Origin of the sequence: Bacillus sp. B1-b2 (assembly GCF_009183415.1) — a bacterium.
GTDB lineage: Bacteria > Bacillota > Bacilli > Bacillales > Cytobacillaceae > Niallia.
The window spans coordinates 100,030-120,857 of record NZ_WEHU01000014.1; the positions used below are offsets into that span (position 1 = coordinate 100,030).

The window sequence follows — 20,828 nt, forward strand, 5'->3', positions numbered from 1 at the left end:
AGAAAGAGGGCTTTTTGTTATTGTAAATACATAAAAAGGGAAGTGAATGCTTTGATTGAATTTAGTCAAATAGCTAAAACATTTACTTTAGGCAAAAGAAAAGTGGAAGCTGTAAAAAATGTATCTTTAACCATTAAGAAAGGAGAAATCTTTGGAATCATTGGTTTCAGTGGTGCAGGGAAGAGTACATTATTAAGACTAGTAAATTTACTAGAAACCCCATCAAATGGTTCAATAAAAATTCAAGGAGAAGATTTATCGAAATTTAGTGCAAAGGAAGTTCGAAAGCTTAGAAGAAGAATCGGGATGATCTTTCAAAATTTTAATTTATTCACTTCTAGAACGGTAGCGGGCAATATAGCCTATCCATTGAAATTAGAAGGCAAGCCAAAAGCAGAGATAAACAAGAGAGTAGAGGAGCTATTACAATTTGTTGGATTAACGGATAAAGCAAATGATTATCCAGAACAACTCTCAGGTGGGCAAAAACAACGAGTAGGTATAGCAAGAGCTCTAGCCAATTCTCCAGATATTCTAATTTGTGATGAAGCAACTTCTGCACTAGATCCAGATACGACAGGTGAAATACTTAGACTGTTGAAAAAGGTAAATAAAGACTTTGGTATCACCATTTTACTAATCACCCATGAAATGAATGTCATTCAAACCATCTGTGATAAGGTCGCAGTAATGGAAAACGGAGAAGTAATTGAATCAGGAAATGTTTTTGAAACATTTACAAATCCACAACATCCTACTACGAAAAGATTTATTCAATCTGTACAGCAAGATCGCCCTTCTGATATATTGCTTCATCAATGGAAACAAAGTGGAGGAGAAGATCTTTATCGGGTTATTTTTAAAGGAGAACTAGCAAATAGACCATTGCTTTCACAAGTCTCTAGAAAAAATAATGTAGATATCAATATTGTGTATGGATCTGTACAAGAACTACAAGAGAAATTTTTTGGGAATTTACTTGTCTCTTTTGAAGGAGAAAAGGCAGACATTCAACAGGTAATCCTCGAATTAGAAAGAGAAGTTTCTATTGAGGAGGTGATTTTTGAATGAAAGTCGATTGGACCACATTTTGGCCGAGAATTATAGAATCAACGGGAGAAACCATTTTAATGGTTATCATGACTTTAGTTTTGGGCTCAATTCTTGGTATTTTGATAGGATTACTTTTATTTGTAACAAGAAAAGGAAACATCCTGGAGAATAAGATAGCTTTCCAACTATTGAACTTATTAATCAATATTATTCGACCTATCCCTTTTATTATTTTTCTTGTAGCAATTAGCCCTTTAACAAGATCTATTGTAGGAACAACGATCGGAATTTGGGCTGCAATATTTCCCATGACAATTGCAGCATCTTTCGGGATTGCTAGGGTAGTTGAGAATAATCTTATAAGCATAGACCCAGGGGTTATTGAAGCAGCTAAAGCAATGGGGGCAAGTCCGCTCCAAATCATCTTTACTGTATTAATACCAGAAGCTTTAGGTCCACTTATTCTAGGTTTAACTTTTGTAACGATTAGTTTAATTGATTTCTCTGCAATGGCAGGTACAGTTGGTGGCGGAGGTCTAGGGCATGTTGCTATGACTTACGGATATCAGAGATTTGATGGAAGTGTCATGTTAGTGACAGTCATTATCTTAATATTACTTGTTCAATTAGCACAATGGTTAGGCAATACATTATCAAGAAAAATTATGCGTAGATAATTAATAAAGAAAAGGGGAAACAACATGAAAAAAATAGCGAAATTATTTGTAGTACTACTTGCAGTATGGGCACTAGCAGCATGTGGGAATAAATCGGCTTCAGGAGATGAGGAAGTAGTTAAAGTCAAAATTGGTGTTACTGGAACAGATGGAGAGGTATGGCCATTATTGAAAGAAAAAGCAAAAAAAGAGGGAATTGAAATTGAACTAGTAGAATTCTCCGATTATACGCTTCCTAACCAAGCACTTGCAAACAAAGAAATTGATCTTAATTCTTTTCAACATATTGCTTTTCTAAGTCAATTTGCTAATGAAAATAACGCAGATTTAGAACCAATTGGCTCCACAATTATTGCTCCAATGGGGATTTATTCCGAAAAAGTTAAAGATGTTAGTGAACTAAAGAAAGGCGATAAAATTGCAATTCCAGATGATCCATCAAACCAAGCTCGTGCATTAAAGCTTCTTGAATCTGCAGGACTTATTACATTAGCAGATGATTTCGGACTATTCGGTGATCCTACTAAAATAGTAGAGAATCCAAAAGACTTAGAAATATACCCTGTAGTTGCACAGCAAACTCCACGTGTGCTTCCTGATGTGGCAGCATCTGTAATTAATAATGGAGTAGCAGGTCAAGCAGGATTTGATCCAGTAAAAGATCCAATCTATCTTGAAGATGCCAATGACGAGAGTGTTTTACCATATATAAATGTATTTGCAGCAAGATCAGAGGATACAGATAATAAAACATATCAACGCATCGTAGAACTTTATCATGAAGAAGATGTCATTAAAGCTGTAGAAGCAGATACTAATGGGGGTTCTATTGTAGTAGATAAACCGAAGGAAGATTTAGTAAAACAATTTAAAGAGTTATAGGAGGAGAAAGGAATGAGCGAAGTGACCAATTTACTAGATAGCATTCAATTATCGATTGAAAATAAAAAAGAAGTTTATATACAAACAAGTCAGGCAATACATGCTAAACCGGAGATTGGAAACCAAGAGTTTTTTGCAAGCAAAACCCTTGTAAATCTATTGGAAAGTGAGGGTTTTAAAGTAGATAAAGCTGTTGCAGGTCATGAGACATCCTTCTATGCCGTAAAGGATAGTGGAATCTCTGGACCAACCATTGCTTTTCTTGCAGAATATGATGCATTACCAGGATTAGGGCATGCTTGTGGACATAACATTATAGGCACAACAAGTGTAGCTGCAGGGATTGCATTAGCAGAAGCTTTACCACAAACTGGTGGTCGTGTAGTTGTATTAGGGACTCCTGCAGAAGAAGGTGGACCGAATGGAAGTGCAAAAGGTAGCTTTGTAAAGCATGGTTACTTAAAAGATGTGGATGTGGCTTTAATGCTTCACCCTTCTGGAAAAACATCATTAACAAGTGAAACACTTGCAGTAGATCCACTAGATTTTCATTTCTATGGAAAAGCTGCTCATGCAGCAGGTTCGCCAGAAAAAGGAATTAATGCATTGGATGCGGTTATTCAATTGTTTGTTGGAATTAGTACCTTAAGACAACAACTTCCTTCTGATGTGAGAATACACGGAATTATTACACATGGTGGAGATGCACCAAATATCATTCCAGAATATGCATCTGCACGTTTTTATATCCGAGCAAGCTCATGGAAAAAAACAGAAGAAGTTTCCACAAAGGTTCGATCTATTGCTGAGGGTGCTGCACTTGCAACTGGAAGCACGGTAAAAGTAGAGAGATTTCAAAATGAAGTAAAAGACTTTGTTATTAACCCAGTATTAGATAATGTCCTTAAAGAAGAACTTCAAGCAATTGGAGAAGATGTTTTCGTAGAGAAATCAACAGGAAAAGGTTCAACAGATGCTGGTAATATCAGCTATGAAGTTCCAACTGCTCATGGACATATTAAAATTGGTCCAGATGATTTAATTGCCCATACAAATGAATTTAGAGAAGCAGCACAGTCAGAAGTTGGGAACCAAGCAATTATCAATGGTGCAAAAGCAATTGCAGCTGTAGGATATCGTTTATTATCAGATTCATTATTATTACACAAAATAAATAAAGCCTTTGATGTCGAGAAGAAAGCAAAAAATAATAGATAAGAAGTTTAATGGGAGCTGCAATATTGAATGGCAGCTCTTATTTTTTTTGGAAATATTTATTCCAATTGCAGAACTCCTTATTCTTTGTATTATGATGACTTCATTTCTATTAATTCATATCAAACTTGAGCATCGGCAGAAATTCCTCTTATATTCTGCATAATTTCTCCAGATTTGTTTTCATTTCCAAGAACATAACAAGCAAAGTTCATCCCGATAAAATCTAAGGTATACTTTTGGAAAAAACAAAACAGGAATTAACATTTTTTAAAGTATCCATTTGCTTATCGTAAGATACGAAGTCAAATCATATTATTAACTATTTTGGTATTTTAAAAGGTTTAAAAGAGAGAATAGGGGGTATAGGTATATGGTATTTATTCACAAATCAGAGTGTTTGTGGAAATTTATATTGTAGCTGTATCGGTATTTACATTTAAATGTATGTTAAACATCTAGAGGTTAGTCTTGATATACATACTTCTATTGAACTAGTAGAAATGAATAGAAATTAGATATTTCTTACCATTTGTTACAAATTTTAGTTGTGTTATATTGAAAAAGATTGAAAAAGAAGTCCATTTAATGGAAAAGACTTCATATAAGAATTATTACACAGAGTAAAAAATGGCACTAGATAGGGTGAATTAAATAGCCTATACCCTTTTGTTGCAGGAGAAGGAAGAGCAGCTTCGTAGATTAAATAATGGAATGTTTGACCTCCAAGAAATTAATCACGAACTGACAAGTTATCGTGACTCTGTAATAAAGCTAGAGCTATCAGCCTCTACCTGGCATGAATCATTGACTTTAAAATTTTTTAAAAATACCTTAAACGCCGCAATCCTTTCATAAAAAACGATTCGACCTTAATAGAATCATAGTATAGAGAGGTATAGCACTTTGACAAAATTAATTTACAGTATAATTACTGTCTTCTTAATGCTTGTTGGCTGTAGTAATGATCTATCTACTACAGAAAAACAAGAAACAAAGAAAAATGTATCTGAAGAAGAGCTTTCATTTGAAGAAAAGCAAAAAGAAATAGTTCAATTCATTAATGATGATATGCAAAATATAGTGAACTACGAAACGGAAGCTAATCAGCAATTGGCAACTGTATCTGGAGAAAATTTTCGTTCCGATCAGGAATTATATGAAGTGCTGACAGTAAAGGTTATTCCAACTTATGAAAAAGCTGTTAATGAAGTGAAAAACCTAGAAGTGTCAATCGACGAGCTAGAGCCATTAATAAAGCAAATCGAAGTAGCAACTGGTACTTACTATGAAGCGCTAATGCTTGAAAAAGAGGCGTTAGAGAAAAATGATAAAGAGCTTATTGAAAAGTCAAATTCCAAAGCACAGGAATACATGGAGAAAATCACTAGCTATCATGAAGACATGAAAAATTTGGCGGGTGATTATGAAATAGACTACCAACTAAACTAACTTATATAGTATTTTGTGTAATATTTAGTTGAAAATACTAAAAAGTGGTTTGGTAGATTGCTAATTGTGGTATGGAATAAGTGGTAATTTTTAGTAATTACATAATGTTATTTCATTATGTGTTATAAATTTATAAAACTAAGGGAGAGATAGTATGTCAGGAATTATTCGAGTTACACCAGAAGAATTAATAGGTATGTCCAATCGCTATACTAGTGAAGGAAGTCAAGTTGGCGAACAAATTTCTCGTTTAGACAACATGATTCAAGATTTAGAAAGCATGTGGGAAGGTCAGTCAAGTAGAGCATTCAGTGAGCAGTACCAATCGCTTAGACCATCTTTTTTGCAAATGCAACAACTGCTTGAAGAAATTTCTTCCCAATTAAACAGTACAGCAAAAGCATTGGAAGATGCAGACGCTCAAATCGCCAATCAAATCCGCGGTTAGGATTGGAATATAAAATATTGTTAGTTCCTGAGCGCTTTTCACTAAAAGGAGGCGCTCTTTTTCATTATGGAAGGTGATGTCATGTATATTGAAGTAACAATAGATTTTGCTAAATATAATGGAGAAAATCTAGAACTCCGTCTATCAAATTATCATACTGTGAAGAAATTAGTGGATATTGCCTGGCAAACAACGAGTAGGCTAGATGCTCCAAGAGATGGGTATTGGGTAAAAGTATTAAATAAAAAGAAAGTATTTTCCGGTGAACACCGGTTAGCAGATATCGGAATAATGACAGGCGATAAGATTCAAATATTATAAAGGAGCCAGCAAGTATGCCAAATGAGTATGCATCCTATATGGAAAAAAAGCTGGATGCTGTTATCCAGAAGGAAGACCAGCAAGTAACATTTAGTTTTCAAATAGAGAAAATTAAGATGAATCATCTATTGGAAGTAGGATTTTTGGAAGAAGTTGATAGCCAAATAAAGAGAAATCTTCATAAAATAGAGGACGTTTTACAGATAGAGGTGCAATTGCCTAAGACTTTTATTTATGACCAAGAAATTTTTTCTTTGAAAAAAAAGGATCGATACATAATAGCTCATCAACTGATTGAAAGGGTTCGAAATCACTCCTTATCACGACTACATTTATTTATATGCCCAGAAAATATTGCTGTTGACCAAGGCTTGACTTCTTATTTCCTTCATTATGGGGTGAAGGAGAGTATTCCGCCATATGAGGAAAATAAAGAAGAAGAGTGGCTCCAACTGAAGGCTATGACAGCCTCACTTGTGGATAATCAATATTCCTTTGATCAATATGTGGCTTACTATGAAACATTGAAATTAAGTGATGATGCAGCAGAAATAATGAAATCAGATGATTATAATAGTCTGCTATCTATCCTTAACCAAGCCATATTGCTAGAAAAAGAGGAAAGGAATCAGTTGGTCGAACTTCCTAGAAAGAAGTGGAGATGGACCAGGTACGGAATTTGGGCAACAGGAATATTACTAATTCCAGCAATTATCTATTCTATCTATAGCCTGTTTTTCCTTCAGCCAAAACATGAAAATATAATCGATGCTCATAGGCATTTTTTAGCAAGTGCATACAGTGATGTTATCAATAATCTCGAATCATATGACTTGGATAGTTTGCCTATTGTCACGCAGTATGAATTAGCTACTGCTTACATTTCTAGTGCAGATTTATCTGAAGAACAAAGGTCCACTGTACAGAACACTGTTACTCTTCAATCGGATACTAACTATTATGCATATTGGATCAAGATTGGGAGAGGCGAAGCAAAAGAAGCTTTGGAAAATGCTCGTTTTCTAGAAGATCGTAGTCTTATTATGTATGCGTTATTAGAATATCAGGCAGAAGTACAGAGAGATGATTCACTCAATAGTGAAGAGCGCCAGCAACAAATCAATGAAATTGAAAATGAACTGAAAAAATATGAACAAGATATGAAAGATGAATCTACACAGGAGGATAGCCTTCTAGAAGATAGTAATAGCCAGTCAAGTCAAGAACAGGGCGAGACGCCGTAAGAGATAGATATCTACTAAAAAGATATATTTGGAACAATATGAGGTGATGTAATGTATACGCTGTTTGTTTTCTATAAACAAACCTATCATTCAATCAAATTAACAAAAAATAGCAGCGTTTCTATCGGACAGGATTTAGGAAACACCATCACCATTCCAACTGTTACTTCTTCCATCAGTGTTCAAACCAGTGAGGAAGAAATCGTAAAGTATGTAATAGAATCAAATGAAACGGTGATGGAAAACGAGGAATTTTATCGGCTGAGTTCGGAGAATAACGATCTGTCATTGTTTTTGACAGATAAAGAGAAAGTCGAGAGCACTTACTATATTGGAAACCAGACAGAAATTCCATTTATGGTCGTACCAGATTTATCTATTGAAACGAAGCAATCTAGAAAAAAGCCAGTCTACTTAGATAGAACACCAATGATGCAAGAAGAAGAAGGATTTTATCTAATTAAAAAACAAGAGCATGTAGAGATTATTCCTAGCGAATCTACTATTTATTTGAATGGTCTGCAAGTGACAGATATTCAAAAGATGGAGATAGGCGATATGTTGTTCTGGAATGGTATGAATATTACATTGATAGATGTTGATGTGATTCAAGTGGAGAGTTTATATGGGTATGAAACGGAACTGAAAGAAATTAGCCTTCCACAATCAGAGATGAAGAAGCGTTATCCAATTTATCGCAGAACACCCAGAATGCTGTATGAATTGCCCGATGAAAAAGTACAGTTATCCTTCCCTGGTCAGGAAGCGAATCATTCTAAAAGAAGTCTTTGGTTAATTATCCTTCCACCACTAGTTATGCTTATCGTGATGGGACTTGTTGCGTTATTAATACCACGAGGGGTTTTTATCATAATATCTCTTGTGATGTTTTCTATGACTATTATTACTTCCTCTGTACAGTATTTCAAAGAGAAGTCAACTAGAAAAGAACAAGAAGAAAGAAGAAAGAGAGTTTATTCTAAATACCTAGAAGACAAGAGGCAAGAGCTTGAGGAACTAGCTTCTAAACAACGAGAGGTACTACTGTTTCATTTTCCTACTTTTGAAAGGATGAAGTATTTGACAAGTCAGATCTCTGACCGAATTTGGGAAAGAAGCATGGATAGCAAGGACTTTTTACAGTTTCGATTAGGAACTGGAGATGTTCCATCAAGCTATCAGATAACGGTGAATTCTGCTGATTTATCTAATAGGGAAATGGATGAATTAATGGAAAAGTCAAAGAAACTGCAAAGTACATATCAACATTTAGCACAGTCTCCAGTTACCGCAGATCTTTCAAAAGGTGCCATAGGACTTATTGGAAAGGAAGCAGTATTAAAAAAAGAATTGCACCAAATAATTGGGCAACTAGCATTTTTTCATAGCTATCATGATGTTAGGTTCATCTTTATTTTTCATGAGGAGGAGTATAAGTATTGGGAATGGATGAAATGGCTCCCGCATTTTCAAATTCCCCAATCTTTTGCTAAAGGATTTATTTACAATGAACAGACAAGAGATCAGCTATTATCATCTATATATGAGTTAATCAGGGAAAGAGATATGGAAGAGGCAGATGAAAAAACTCGCTCTACTCCCCATTTTGTATTTATAGTCACCAATCAGGAACTTATTGCAGAGCATGTAATTTTAGAATATCTGGAAGGACAGCATCAGCATTTAGGTATATCGGTTATTTTTGCTGCAGAAGCAAAGGAGAGCTTTTCAAATAATATACATACATTACTTCGATATGTGAATACAAAACAGGGCGATATATTAATTCAAAATAAGAGTGCTGTGCAAATTCCGTTTTCTCTGGATGACCATACAACTACTAGTAATGAAGAGTATGCCCGCATGCTAAAAACATTAAATCACCAGGTGGGGATAACTAACTCCATACCAGAAACAGTTTCGTTTATGGAAATGCTACGTGTAAAAGATGTAGATGATATACCTATTAAAGAGAATTGGTTGACAAACGAGTCTGCTAAAACCCTGGCTGCTCCTATTGGGCTAAAGGGTAAATCTGATATTGTCTACTTAAATCTCCATGAAAAAGCTCATGGACCACATGGATTGTTGGCAGGTACCACTGGATCCGGAAAAAGTGAACTATTGCAAACTTATATTTTGTCGCTTGCTGTTCATTATCATCCACATGAGGTAGCCTTTTTGCTTATTGACTATAAAGGTGGTGGGATGGCGCAACCATTCCGAAATATGCCGCATTTACTGGGAACTATCACCAATATTGAAGGAAGCAAAAACTTTAGTAATCGTGCTCTTGCCTCCATTAAGAGCGAACTTAAACGAAGACAACGATTGTTTGATCAGTATGAAGTGAATCATATTAACGACTATACAAGTTTGTATAAAAGAGGAGAAACAAAGGAGCCACTGCCACATTTATTCCTTATTTCTGATGAGTTTGCTGAGCTGAAAAGTGAAGAACCTGAGTTTATTAAAGAACTGGTAAGTGCTGCACGAATAGGTAGAAGTTTAGGTGTGCATCTAATTTTAGCGACGCAGAAGCCTGGAGGAGTTATTGACGCACAGATCTGGAGTAATGCTCGTTTTCGAATTGGTCTTAAGGTACAGAATGCAGAAGATAGCAGGGAAATATTAAAGAACGGTGATGCTGCTTCCCTTACTGCTACTGGAAGAGGATATCTGCAAGTTGGTAATAATGAGGTGTATGAATTATTTCAATCTGCATGGAGTGGTGCTAACTATCAAGAAGATTCTTCGCAAATGGAAGATGAGATTGCTCTGGTTACGGATCTCGGCTTAATTCCTTTATCTGAGCTATCTGTCCACGAAACACAGAAAACGCAAGCAAACAGTGAGATTGATGTAATTGTAGAAAGGATAGAAGAACTGCAGAAACAGCTGAAGCTAGCTAAGATATCGAGTCCTTGGCTCCCGCCATTGTCTCCGCGAATTTATCGTCCAGATATGAAGCCTGATGAAAACCGCAAAAAAATCAATTTAGCTGTGATAGATGATCCGGAAACACAAAGTCAATCGCTATATTCTTATACCTTACTAGAAGACGGAAATGTGGGGGTTTTTGGCACTTCTGGATATGGAAAAACACAGAGCATTATTTCTCTTCTTATGGGAATCGCAGAAAACTTTTCGCCTGAAGAGGCTCATTTCTATCTAATGGATTTTGGAAATGGTGGATTAATGCCACTAAAACAACTCCCGCATGTCGGAGATTTATTTTTAATGGATGAACAGCAGAAAATTAACAAATTTATTTCTATTTTGCAAGGGGAGATAAATAGTAGGAAGCAGTTGTTTGTGCAAAAGGAAGTAAGTTCTATCTCTATGTATAACCAGCTTAGTGAAGAAAAGCTTCCTGTTTGGATTATCGTGATAGACAATTACGATATTGTAAGAGATGAAATGCCTGAATTGGAGACACAATTGAATCAATTTGCAAGAGATGGTCAATCATTGGGAATTAATATGATTTTTAGTGCCACTCGTGTAAGCTCTATTCGAGCATCTTTAATGAATAACTTACGGACAAAATTGGTGCATTATTTAATGGACCAAACAGAAGCGTATTCCATATTGGGGAGAACTTCATTTGAGCCAGAGCCTGTTCCAGGAAGGGCTATTATAAAAAAAGAAGGTACTTATTTTACTCAAATATTACTTCCTACCATTGGAGATAGTGATTATGACCAATTAACAGAATTAAAGGCATCCATCCAAACTTTACGAGAGAAATACTCATCATCTAGTATGCCTAAGAGAATTCCAATGCTACCGAAAGAGCTGACTACCATCACTTTTAAAGACTACATTAAAGAAGAAAAGTCAGTTAATCTATTGCCTATTGGTTTAGACGAGGAATCAGTTCAGTCTGTATCTATCGATTTTCATGTAATGAATCATCTTCTGATTTTAGGTCAAGCTCAGAAAGGAAAATCAAATGTTATTAAACTTCTTATAAACCAGGCCATCCAAATGGGAGGGTCAAGGATTGGAGTTTGGGACTCAATTAATCGAGGATTAGTTCATTTATCAGATAGCGATCAAGTTGATTATCTTCCTGAAAAAGACTCTGTTGCTAAGTGGCTGGAGTCCACTGAAGAATTGCTGCTGGAACGAAATCGACAATATGATCAAGCGATTTTAGAAGGAAAGTCAATACCAAGCTTTCATCCATTATTATTGGTTGTAGATGGCTATGGAAGATTGCTCCAGCAACTAGATAATAGAATACAGGATAACATAGTGAGATTAATGAAAAATTATAGCCATTTAGGATTTCATATAGTAGTTTCAGGAAGTGTAAATGAACTAACAAAGGGCTATGATCCATTGACATTAGAAATAAAACAAATTAGGCAAGCATTGTTACTTATGAAGAAATCAGAACAATCGTTGTATACCTTGTCTTATGATCGAAAAGAACCAGAAATTCAGCCAGGCTATGGGTATTATATAAAAAATGGAGTTGAGAGAAAAATTCAAATTCCATTAGTGCTTACGGAGAGGAAGGTATATTCTTGATGAGGAAATTTACATTGTGGAAGATGATTCTAGCTCTGGTAGTCATAATCGGCTTACCTGTGTTGTTTTTTCAGTTAATTGGAGATAATCCTTTTCTGGAAAAGCCTAATACAACAAATACTATTGCCATTGTGAATGAAGATGCAGGAGTTGAAGTTGCTGGGGAACAGACATATTTAGGAGGAGATGTTTCTTCTATTCTTACTAATAATTCTCCCTTCGAGTGGACAGTTGTCTCTAGAAGTGCAGGAGAAAATGGATTGAGAAATCAAAAATATGATGCCGTTATCTATGTTCCTTCTAATTTTTCTGAACAAATAATGGCATATGAAGAAGAAAATCCAAGTAAAGTTACATTTAATTATAATGTACAAAGTCAGTTAAATGCAGTAAATACAGAAAAAGTGAATTTAGAGATAGAAAAAGCAACAAAACGGGCAAATGAACGTATCAGTTCTTTATACTGGAATTATGTAGCAGATGATATGGAAATGGTACGCTCAGAATTTGAAGAAATCTTGCAAAAGGAACTAGACTTTCAGCAGACTATGCTTGCTTTTTATAAACCAAGTTCTAAAAACCTTGCAGATCAGATTCTAGATCAGGAAGCGGTATTAAAGTCGATGAAGTCATCGATTGATCAGATCGGGATACATAATGACAGCCAGAATCAATCTATGAAGTCATTTGCTGAAGATTTGACTAGTTTAGTTGATTTTATCAAAACCTATGAAGAGTATCAGCAACAACAAAAGCAAAAATTGACAGAAATGCAGACAGTTGCTATTTCCACTGTGAATGCAGCTACAGAAGCTGTCTCACCTTATTTTGAAGAACAGTCACTTAGTTTATTTGAAAATAATAAGCAACTAACAAGTAATGTTAATTCTCTATATGATCAGTTGGGTACGAGCAAACAGTTATTAACAGATTTAAAAGACAATAGATTAATTGCTTTGGAAGAACAAACAAAAGCAATTTATGAATATCAGAGCAGAGTGCTAGATTATTATCAGCAACTCATTGATACGGGATCACTAGACTCCTTTCAAGAAAAAATAATTCAAACGAAAGAAAGATTGACAGAAGGGGAAGGAAGTTTGTTACCTGAAGCACCTCCAGAAAATCCGGAATTCCCTGATCTTCCTATAGTAGATGAAGAAAGTGATGCCACTGAGAAAGTGACAGTAACGGGTATTACCCATTCAGGAGTAATTTCTACTATAGTTAAAGAAGAAAACAAGGAAATACAAACAACAAGTACTAAAGAACAGGTTGAACAAATAGAAAAACTGCTGAATAAGCTTCAAGAATTTTTGAAAGCAGATAAGCAAATTCCCTTTGAAAGTAGAGAACAACTAGAGTTACAAATCGCAGACATTCAAATAAAAGTACAGGAAGTGAAACAATCACTTCAAACAAATGATGGGGACAACAAACATATAATTGAATTACTTAATGACAAAATTATTTCCCTTCTCACAGATAATGAAACGTTAGGAAACACAATTAAGGAGCTTACAAATAATAAAGAATCGCTTAGTGAAGAGAATAGACTTCTGAAAGAATACATGAAATCTCTGACAGAGGTAAATGATCAACTGAGAGAACAGTTGACGATGCTTACAGATAATATGAATTCCATTTTAACGAGAATAGAAGAGAAAGAACAGGTAATCTTGGAGTCAAGTGCACTTTCCGAGCAAAGGAAGTCTGTCCTTCAAGAATGGTTTAATCGTGAATTTCTTACCGGAGATATGATGGATTTACTCTATTATTATGCTTATCTTGATCAATATGAAACGATACTAACCAATATGCTTTCTGAAAACAAAGCAAAAAATGAAGTAATGAAAAATGAGCAATTTCTCACAGAACTTGCCCAAATTTTTCAGTTAACAGAAGCGGAAACTAATTCGTGGATAGATATGGAATCAAAATTGCCTACAGTGGAAGATGGATTGACAACACTTCAAGATCAATTTGTTGTGTTTTTAGCTAAAGCAAGAGAAAGTCTTGACTCCCATCAGACGAAATTAGCACAAAGTCTAACAGAGGTGAAAACAGAAGGAGAGGCATTGCTTCAGCAAATAAAGCAAGGAGAACAAACGATGGTGCAGGAGACTGGTTCTACACGAGGAGCACAGCTAGCAACTGTCCATTTAGGAATCTTAGAGCAAATGGCTACTATTCATTCTTCCTTGAAAGAAGCAGGAGAGCATCAGCAGACAGTAATTGATCAGACGAATGAGCTACATCAAGAAGTTTCTAATGTGCAAACAGATGCAGATACCTTGAATAATAAATGGGCAACTAATGTCAATTCAACTAAGTTGATCAAGGACGATGTATTTAATGTGCTACAAAATACATTTATTGAAGGGCAGTCTAATGGAGATGTATATAATTTCTTGTCTAGTCCCCTTCAATTAACAGCAGGAGCGAGCGAAACAAAGCAGGAAAAAAATATACCACCAGTGGTTGTGTTGTTTATTGTCCTAATTAGTAGCTTACTAATTGGATATACAACGTATTATTTTAATAGTATTCCACTATGGGTTCGGGGAACTATGTTCACCTTATTAAATTTAATTGTTGGTTTTATCATAAGTTTATTTGGAATAGATATCTATGAACTTTCGCAAACAAGTACCATACAATGGACGATATTTACCATTCTTTTAATATTAGTAAGTTCAAGCATAATTGCAGTAAGTTTTGCTGCGCAAAAGCTTATTGGCTTATTCATTACAGTTGGAATGATTATCCTATATGTAACGCCGCTATTAGCACTCACAACGCCAAATTTCACTTTTAATGATCCGATGTCTAAGGTCTATATGTCTATTCAATATGGAACACAATCATTATTTACTCCAGCAGCTATCATTCTATTAGTTGGGTTTATCATACTGATAGCAGTCGAGATTCTAATAGAGAGATGGAATAGGCGAGATATTAAGGATGATTCAAATAATGCATCTATTTAGTAAATCTATTCTTTTTTTACTAGGATTCATGACATTTTTCTTGTTGGCAGAGGAACATGCAAAGGCAAATACTGACACTAGGATAGATGATTTACAGCCAAATGAATATGAAAGCGAACGAGATCAAAAGGATACTAACCTTCTTAAAGAATCAAGAACTTCATCTAGATCGGATGCTTTGTCTGCAGAAAAGCGTGAGATTACATTTGATGGAAGTAAGGTGAATAACTTTGATGAATGGAAAGACCTGCTCTTTACTAATGAAATAGAAACGAAAAAGCCTATTATTAGTCAAGCAGAGAAGCTACAGCTATTTACCAGTAATGAGGTGGATAGGCAATATAGAATGGATACCTCTGAACAGGATGGAGCATCCATGCAGTCTATGGCAGTATTGATAACAATACTGGCGGTCTTCTGTCTGTTACTTCTTATTTTAGTATTGGTTGTTTTTTTCCGTTCTAATAGAAAGACATCTCCTAATAAGAATGGTTTATCATAAAAAAGCTAAGAATCTTAAGTCATGGAAGTTTATATTAACCAGAGTGGTTATTTACTTTGTCTGAGGTTAAGGATAACTAAACAGACCGTCCTTAAGACTGTATTAATTTTTAAATAACTTAAGTTAAATAAGAAGAAGCCCAAGCTATTACTCTATTTTGTAATAACTTGGGTTTTTCTTTAACTTGAATTCATCGAAGAGTTCACTTATAAAAACTTATCTATTGAAAAATAAAAAGGTGTTTATATACAAACAAGTCAGGCAATACACGCTAAATCTGGAAAGTTATATTTGGTAAAAGTTTGAATGAAATAATAAAGGGTATAAAAGTAGAAAACAGATAACGATCCAATTACTATATAACAATTAGAAATCTTCAGTAGCTAGGAGATGAATATAATGAGTAAAATCGTTAATTGGTTTATAGAACCATTTCAAATCTTTTGGTCCGAATTTCAGTATTTACGAAATTCAAAGAAAGATAGTAATAGACCGGATAAGGAGAAGGGAAGGATAAAGGAGCTTCAAGGATTTAACTTTCTATTGCTTCTTGTTTACAGTATCTTTTTTGTTACCTTTTACGTGTATGTAATTATGGTTTTTATTGTAGGTATTGAGGCATTGCTAGGAGTTCTCTTTGGATTTTTATTGATGGCTCTTATTAAATGGGTGCAGAAGAATAAATATTTTAAAAGACGAGATGCTTTTATCAAAAATGATGCTCTTTTATAGGATCGTAAAGTAGGTCGGGGGGTGTTTAATGTACCCCCGATTTTTTTCTGCTGATTATTATTACTTGCTAAAACTAATGGTGTTAGTTATTATAAAACTAATACCATTAGTTTTAGGGGGAATATAGAATGAGAGTAAGACAGCATCAGTTTTTATATCAATTAACTTTTTTGCCAACTATTTTTCCAGTAAATTGTTACATTGTGGAGGAAGAAAATGAATTTACGTTAATTGATACCGCGCTACCTAACAGCTATAAAAAGATTCTACATTTTGCTAAAACATTAAACAAACCAATTACTAAAATAGTATTAACCCATGCCCATGGTGACCATATTGGCTCATTAGATTCTTTAAAGAATGAACTACCTCATGCAAAAGTGTATATTTCTGAGCGAGATGCTCGAATACTCGGAGGAGACCACTCAATAGATAAAGAGGAAGAGCCTTTTGTATTAAGAGGTGGTTTGCCAAAGAATATTAAAACTAAGCCTGATGTTCTGCTGAAAGATGGTGATTTGATTGGTTCGCTTACTTCTATTGCTTTACCTGGACATACACCCGGAAGTTTTGGTTTCTTAGATAATCGTAATAATAGCTTAATAGCAGGTGATGCTTTCCATACTCGTGGAGGGTTTGCTATTACAGGGCAATTGAGAGTACTCTTCCCATTTCCAGGAATGGCAACATGGAATAAAAAAGTAGCCATTCAAAGTGCGAAAAAGGTTCAGTCACTAGGAGTTACTCTTATGGCCACTGGTCATGGTGATTTACTAGAAAATCCCAATATAGAAAGATTGCTTTAAGAAAAGAAAGGAGTTGGATATATGTCACCTAGAATAGGGATAACACAGGAGGATGTAATTAAGACAGCAATAGAGCTGGCGAATACAGAAGGTCTTAAGGAAGTGACAATGGCTAATTTAGCGAAAGCACTTCATATTAAATCTCCATCTCTTTATAACCACATTAAAGGATTGCCAGAATTAATGGAAATACTCACCTTAAAGGCGTTAGAAGACTTATACAAAAGAATGAAAGATTCACAAAATCATGTGGGGAAAAAAGAAGCTCTGCTTGCTATTTGCCAAGAGTATTTATCATTTGCTAGAGAGCAGCCTGGGCTGTATGAATTAACGATAGAATCTACTATAAAGAAAAGGGAAGAAATTCAAATACTTTCTAATCAAATAATAGAACTTCTTACAGAAGTTTTATTACCATACCAATTGAATGCGGAAGAAACCATTCATGCTATACGTGGACTTAGAAGTATTCTTCATGGTTTTGCCTCCATTGAAAGTAACAATGGTTTTGGTATGAATATTAATACTAATGCAAGTTTTCACTTTTTGCTTTCTACCTATATTAAGGGATTGAGAAATACTAAAGAAATAAGTGATTGAGAGATGCTAACTATGTGCACTCTTTTTTTACCTGAAAAAAAGCTCTATATACGGTATGATAGGTTAAGAAAAGTTGAAAGATAGGGATGTGGAAGGCGATGAAATTGTACCAATCTGTATTAGATTTAATAGGAAATACACCTATTGTACAATTAAATAAAGTACCAGAATCCTCGGGAGCAAATGTGTATGTGAAGCTAGAGTCGTTTAATCCAGGAGGAAGTGTAAAGGATCGAGCAGCTTTCAATATGATTGAGCAAGCAGAAAAAGAAGGGAAATTGATTCCAGGAAAAAGTACCATTATCGAACCAACCTCGGGAAACACAGGTATAGGAATCGCTATGGTAGCAGCAGTTAAGGGGTATAGATGTATTATTACGATGCCAAATAATGCGACAAAAGAAAGAGTGCAGATTCTAAAAGCATATGGAGCAGAAGTACATTTAACGCCTGGAAGCTTAAGAATGCAAGGAGCAATTGAGAAAGCAAATGCATTAGCAAAAGAAATAGCAGACAGTTTTATTCCTATGCAATTTGATAATAGGGCAAATGCAGATGCTCACCGTCATACTACTGCTGTTGAAATAATAGAGGCATTTGAAGGCCAATTGGATGCATTGGTACTCACAGCAGGAACAGGAGGTACTGTTACTGGTGTTGGGGAGGAATTAAAAAAGAAAATACCGGAACTGAAAATATATGTAGTAGAGCCTTTTGGGTCACCAGTTTTATCTGGTGGCAAACCTGGATCACACAAAATTCCAGGTACAGGTCCTGGCTTTATTCCTAGTATTCTTAACCGAGAAATATTTGATGAAATTCTATTAATAAAGGATAAGGATGCACAAGTGATGGCGAGGAGATTGGGCGCAGAAGAAGGGATTTTTGTGGGTGCATCAGGAGCGGCTAGTGCACATTTTGCCGTACAAATTGCTAAAAAATTATCCCCATCTCAAAGAGTATTGTGCATAGCTCCAGATACAGGAGAACGATATTTATCTTCTGATTTATTTGAATGATAAAGCATATAACCTGTTTGAAAATATGCGGTGGTTGTAGATGAAAAAAGCTTGGATAATGGAATCCAAGCTTTTCAAAGTTTCTGCTTATTCTTTTCTAAGTCTAAAGTTAAGATAGTATACAACTCCACCGATTAGAAGTAATACACCACCATATAACATAAGACTGTAATTAGATGTTGCTGTATTAGGTAGGGCATTACCATTAGTACTTACAGCATTTTGCGTTTTTGTCGTATCTGTTCCAGTGGACTTACTCTCATTATTTTTAGGAGTCGTCGTTGTATTATCAGTCTGTTCTGGAGTAGTTACAGGTTTCGTATTATTTTCTGGTTGTTCAGGTGTTTGATCACCGTCTGTAACAGGTGTTTCATCTTTTGAATCCTCAGTTACTGTTTTTTCAGCAACTGTAATAGTAGCTTCTGCTTTGTGTTTTTTATCAGCTGTTTCTGCAGTTATAGTAGCTGTACCACTTGCAATTGCTGTTACAACTCCATTAGCATCTACTGTAGCAACATTTTCGTTAGAGGTTGTCCAATTTAAATCTTTACTATCTGTCGTATTATCAGGTGTAATAGTAGCAGTTAGTTGTAATGTACTTCCAACCTCAAGAGTTGAGCTAGTTTGATTTAATGTAATTATTTCAATTGGTACAATAGGATCTACTTGATATTCATTAATAGCAACAGTTCCGCTTACTTCATTACCAACAATTAAAAGTGGTTTTCCAGTAGGACTGTTTTCTGCTGAAATAAAATCTTGACCTTCTGGTGCAACGTCACCAGCAACTTTACTTGAAAAATCTCGAGTATTAATATAGTTCGTAAAAGTAGCGTTAGAAGGGTCTGTGATATTATAAGTCATCACACCACTAATACGTTCTAAACCAATAAATGCATATATTTCATTACCAATCATTCCTACTTTGATATCTTCTGGTTCAGGGCCTTTTTTAGCACTGCGTTTTTCAAAAGCATCATCATCGTTAGACCAATTGAAGTAGTCTGGTAAGCGTTCTGCCGTTATTGTTTCAAATTCATTACCACTGTCATATACTACTTCCATTGAATCAGCATTCCAAATGGTAAAAGAACGTCCTCCAAGTGTATAGATAGCGTCATTACCACGATCTGTTAATACTTCCAATTTGTCGTAATCACCAGAGTTCTTCATTTTTTCAAATGCAGCTTCCGCTTCTTCGGTTGTTAATCCTTTAAATAAAGAAGTATCTAATTGAATATCATCTTTTACCTTTTTAAAATCTTCAATGTTAACAAATTCTTCCCATTCTGTAGCATCACCTTCATTTGCTGTTAATAAGTAATTAACACCATTTTTTTCAAAAACAGCAATGGAGTCAGGCATGTACGCACCAAGAATTGGTAGTTGTTCTAACTCAATTTTATCATTACGTGCTGCATCTAATGTATTTTGTGGAAGAGAGTGATCTTTATAGCCTAATGATTTAACAGCAATCACTTTTCCTGTCTCTACATTAATTGTTGCAATAGCATTGTTCTCTTGAAGAGAAACATACGCTTTCTTTCCATCTTTTGTAAGAGATATATATTCAGGTTCTAAGTCATGTATGGCATCTGCAAGAGTACCATTGTTACGAATATGTACATCTTCATCTATTACACTAGTATCATCAAATAAGACATTGTTTACCGTTTTCGTATCATAATCAACGATAGTGATAGAACCATTTGGATCTATTCCGTTTTCTAGTCCTAATCTAGGTTCTGCTTCATTTGCAGCTAGAATATGTTTTCCATCTTCCGTAAATTCCACATTATCTGGTTGTACACCAGCTTCAAAGGATTCTAGGATGTTACCATCATAATCCATAATAATAATGCGACCATTTTTCGTGTAATCTTCATCTTGAACAGCAGCTGCTATAATTTGTTTTTTCGTATTGATATCAATACTAGTCAAATCTCCATATTGGAAGGTAGCACTATTAACTGCATCTGCAATATTAATAGATTTTTCTTTTGTAAGCTCTTGTGTTGTGCCAGATTGTAAAGTGGATAAGTCAACAATGTCGATTGTTTGTAGTTTTCCATTAATTACGTAGAATTTTTGATTGTCAGCATTATACTTTACAATTTCTGCTACTCCGCCATCTTCATCTGATAAACCTGTAGAGTATGTAGCGATTTTTTGAACATCCAGTGTGTCTGAGAAACCTGCTGCTGCACTTACAGAAGTAACTCCTGAAAAGTTTGATAGCAATAGATACCCAGTAAGGGATAAAGCACCAACATTTTTAATCAAATTTTTTGTTTTCATTTTCTCCTCCTAAAAAAATTCTCTCTATTTAGTAGAATAACGACAAATTA

17 protein-coding genes are annotated in these 20,828 nt (G+C 35.0%); 16 read left to right on the plus strand and 1 reads right to left on the minus strand.

Annotated features, from left to right (window positions below; genetic code table 11):
• Positions 1-51: 51 nt before the first annotated feature.
• The 16 genes from F9279_RS14730 to cysK all read left to right on the plus strand — a co-directional run bounded on the left by F9279_RS14730 (position 52) and on the right by cysK (position 18,480).
• Positions 52-1,071: a methionine ABC transporter ATP-binding protein gene (locus F9279_RS14730; RefSeq protein WP_152114326.1), complete on the plus strand. Its 1,020-nt coding sequence runs from the start codon at positions 52-54 to the stop codon at positions 1,069-1,071.
• On the plus strand, positions 1,068-1,730 hold the full coding sequence (locus tag F9279_RS14735; RefSeq protein WP_152114328.1) for a methionine ABC transporter permease: 663 nt from the start codon (positions 1,068-1,070) through the stop codon (positions 1,728-1,730). The genes F9279_RS14730 and F9279_RS14735 overlap by 4 nt, the downstream gene beginning before the upstream one ends.
• A 24-nt stretch (positions 1,731-1,754) precedes the next feature.
• Positions 1,755-2,612 (plus strand): MetQ/NlpA family ABC transporter substrate-binding protein, encoded by an 858-nt coding sequence (locus F9279_RS14740; RefSeq protein WP_152114330.1) that lies wholly within the window; start codon positions 1,755-1,757, stop codon positions 2,610-2,612.
• Positions 2,613-2,624: 12 nt separating this feature from the next.
• Entirely contained in the window at positions 2,625-3,830 is a 1,206-nt protein-coding gene (locus tag F9279_RS14745) for a M20 family metallopeptidase (protein ID WP_152114332.1), read from the plus strand.
• Positions 3,831-4,499: 669 nt separating this feature from the next.
• On the plus strand, positions 4,500-4,685 hold the full coding sequence (locus tag F9279_RS25240; protein ID WP_226793553.1) for a hypothetical protein: 186 nt from the start codon (positions 4,500-4,502) through the stop codon (positions 4,683-4,685).
• Between the two features lie 48 nt (positions 4,686-4,733).
• Positions 4,734-5,279: a hypothetical protein gene (locus F9279_RS14750; RefSeq protein WP_152114333.1), complete on the plus strand. Its 546-nt coding sequence runs from the start codon at positions 4,734-4,736 to the stop codon at positions 5,277-5,279.
• Between the two features lie 154 nt (positions 5,280-5,433).
• Complete coding sequence (locus tag F9279_RS14755; RefSeq protein ID WP_152114335.1) at positions 5,434-5,727, plus strand: WXG100 family type VII secretion target; 294 nt, start codon at positions 5,434-5,436, stop codon at positions 5,725-5,727.
• Positions 5,728-5,808: 81 nt separating this feature from the next.
• Entirely contained in the window at positions 5,809-6,048 is a 240-nt protein-coding gene (locus tag F9279_RS14760; RefSeq protein ID WP_152114368.1) for an EsaB/YukD family protein, read from the plus strand.
• Between the two features lie 14 nt (positions 6,049-6,062).
• The gene (gene essB, locus F9279_RS14765; RefSeq protein WP_152114337.1) at positions 6,063-7,292 is read left to right on the plus strand and encodes a type VII secretion protein EssB; all 1,230 of its coding nucleotides are present in this window, start codon (positions 6,063-6,065) and stop codon (positions 7,290-7,292) included.
• A 51-nt stretch (positions 7,293-7,343) separates the two neighbouring features.
• Positions 7,344-11,831, plus strand: a complete 4,488-nt coding sequence (gene essC / locus F9279_RS14770; protein ID WP_152114340.1) for a type VII secretion protein EssC — start codon at positions 7,344-7,346, stop codon at positions 11,829-11,831.
• Positions 11,832-11,854: 23 nt separating this feature from the next.
• A complete protein-coding gene (gene esaA / locus F9279_RS14775; protein WP_226793562.1) occupies positions 11,855-14,821 on the plus strand; it encodes a type VII secretion protein EsaA in 2,967 nt (988 codons plus the stop codon).
• Positions 14,796-15,323, plus strand: a complete 528-nt coding sequence (gene essA / locus F9279_RS14780; protein ID WP_152114344.1) for a type VII secretion protein EssA — start codon at positions 14,796-14,798, stop codon at positions 15,321-15,323. Before esaA ends, essA begins: the two co-directional genes overlap by 26 nt.
• A 399-nt stretch (positions 15,324-15,722) precedes the next feature.
• Positions 15,723-16,055: a hypothetical protein gene (locus tag F9279_RS14785; protein ID WP_152114346.1), complete on the plus strand. Its 333-nt coding sequence runs from the start codon at positions 15,723-15,725 to the stop codon at positions 16,053-16,055.
• A gap of 128 nt (positions 16,056-16,183) precedes the next feature.
• Positions 16,184-16,861: an MBL fold metallo-hydrolase gene (locus F9279_RS14790; RefSeq protein WP_152114348.1), complete on the plus strand. Its 678-nt coding sequence runs from the start codon at positions 16,184-16,186 to the stop codon at positions 16,859-16,861.
• A gap of 21 nt (positions 16,862-16,882) precedes the next feature.
• A complete protein-coding gene (locus tag F9279_RS14795; protein WP_152114350.1) occupies positions 16,883-17,461 on the plus strand; it encodes a TetR/AcrR family transcriptional regulator in 579 nt (192 codons plus the stop codon).
• A gap of 98 nt (positions 17,462-17,559) precedes the next feature.
• Positions 17,560-18,480, plus strand: a complete 921-nt coding sequence (cysK, locus tag F9279_RS14800) for a cysteine synthase A (protein WP_152114351.1) — start codon at positions 17,560-17,562, stop codon at positions 18,478-18,480.
• Between the two features lie 87 nt (positions 18,481-18,567).
• On the opposite strand, the gene F9279_RS14805 is transcribed toward cysK, so the two are convergent.
• Positions 18,568-20,778, minus strand: coding sequence for a choice-of-anchor I family protein (locus F9279_RS14805; RefSeq protein WP_152114353.1), 2,211 nt, complete (start codon positions 20,776-20,778; stop codon positions 18,568-18,570).
• Between the last annotated feature and the right edge of the window lie 50 nt (positions 20,779-20,828).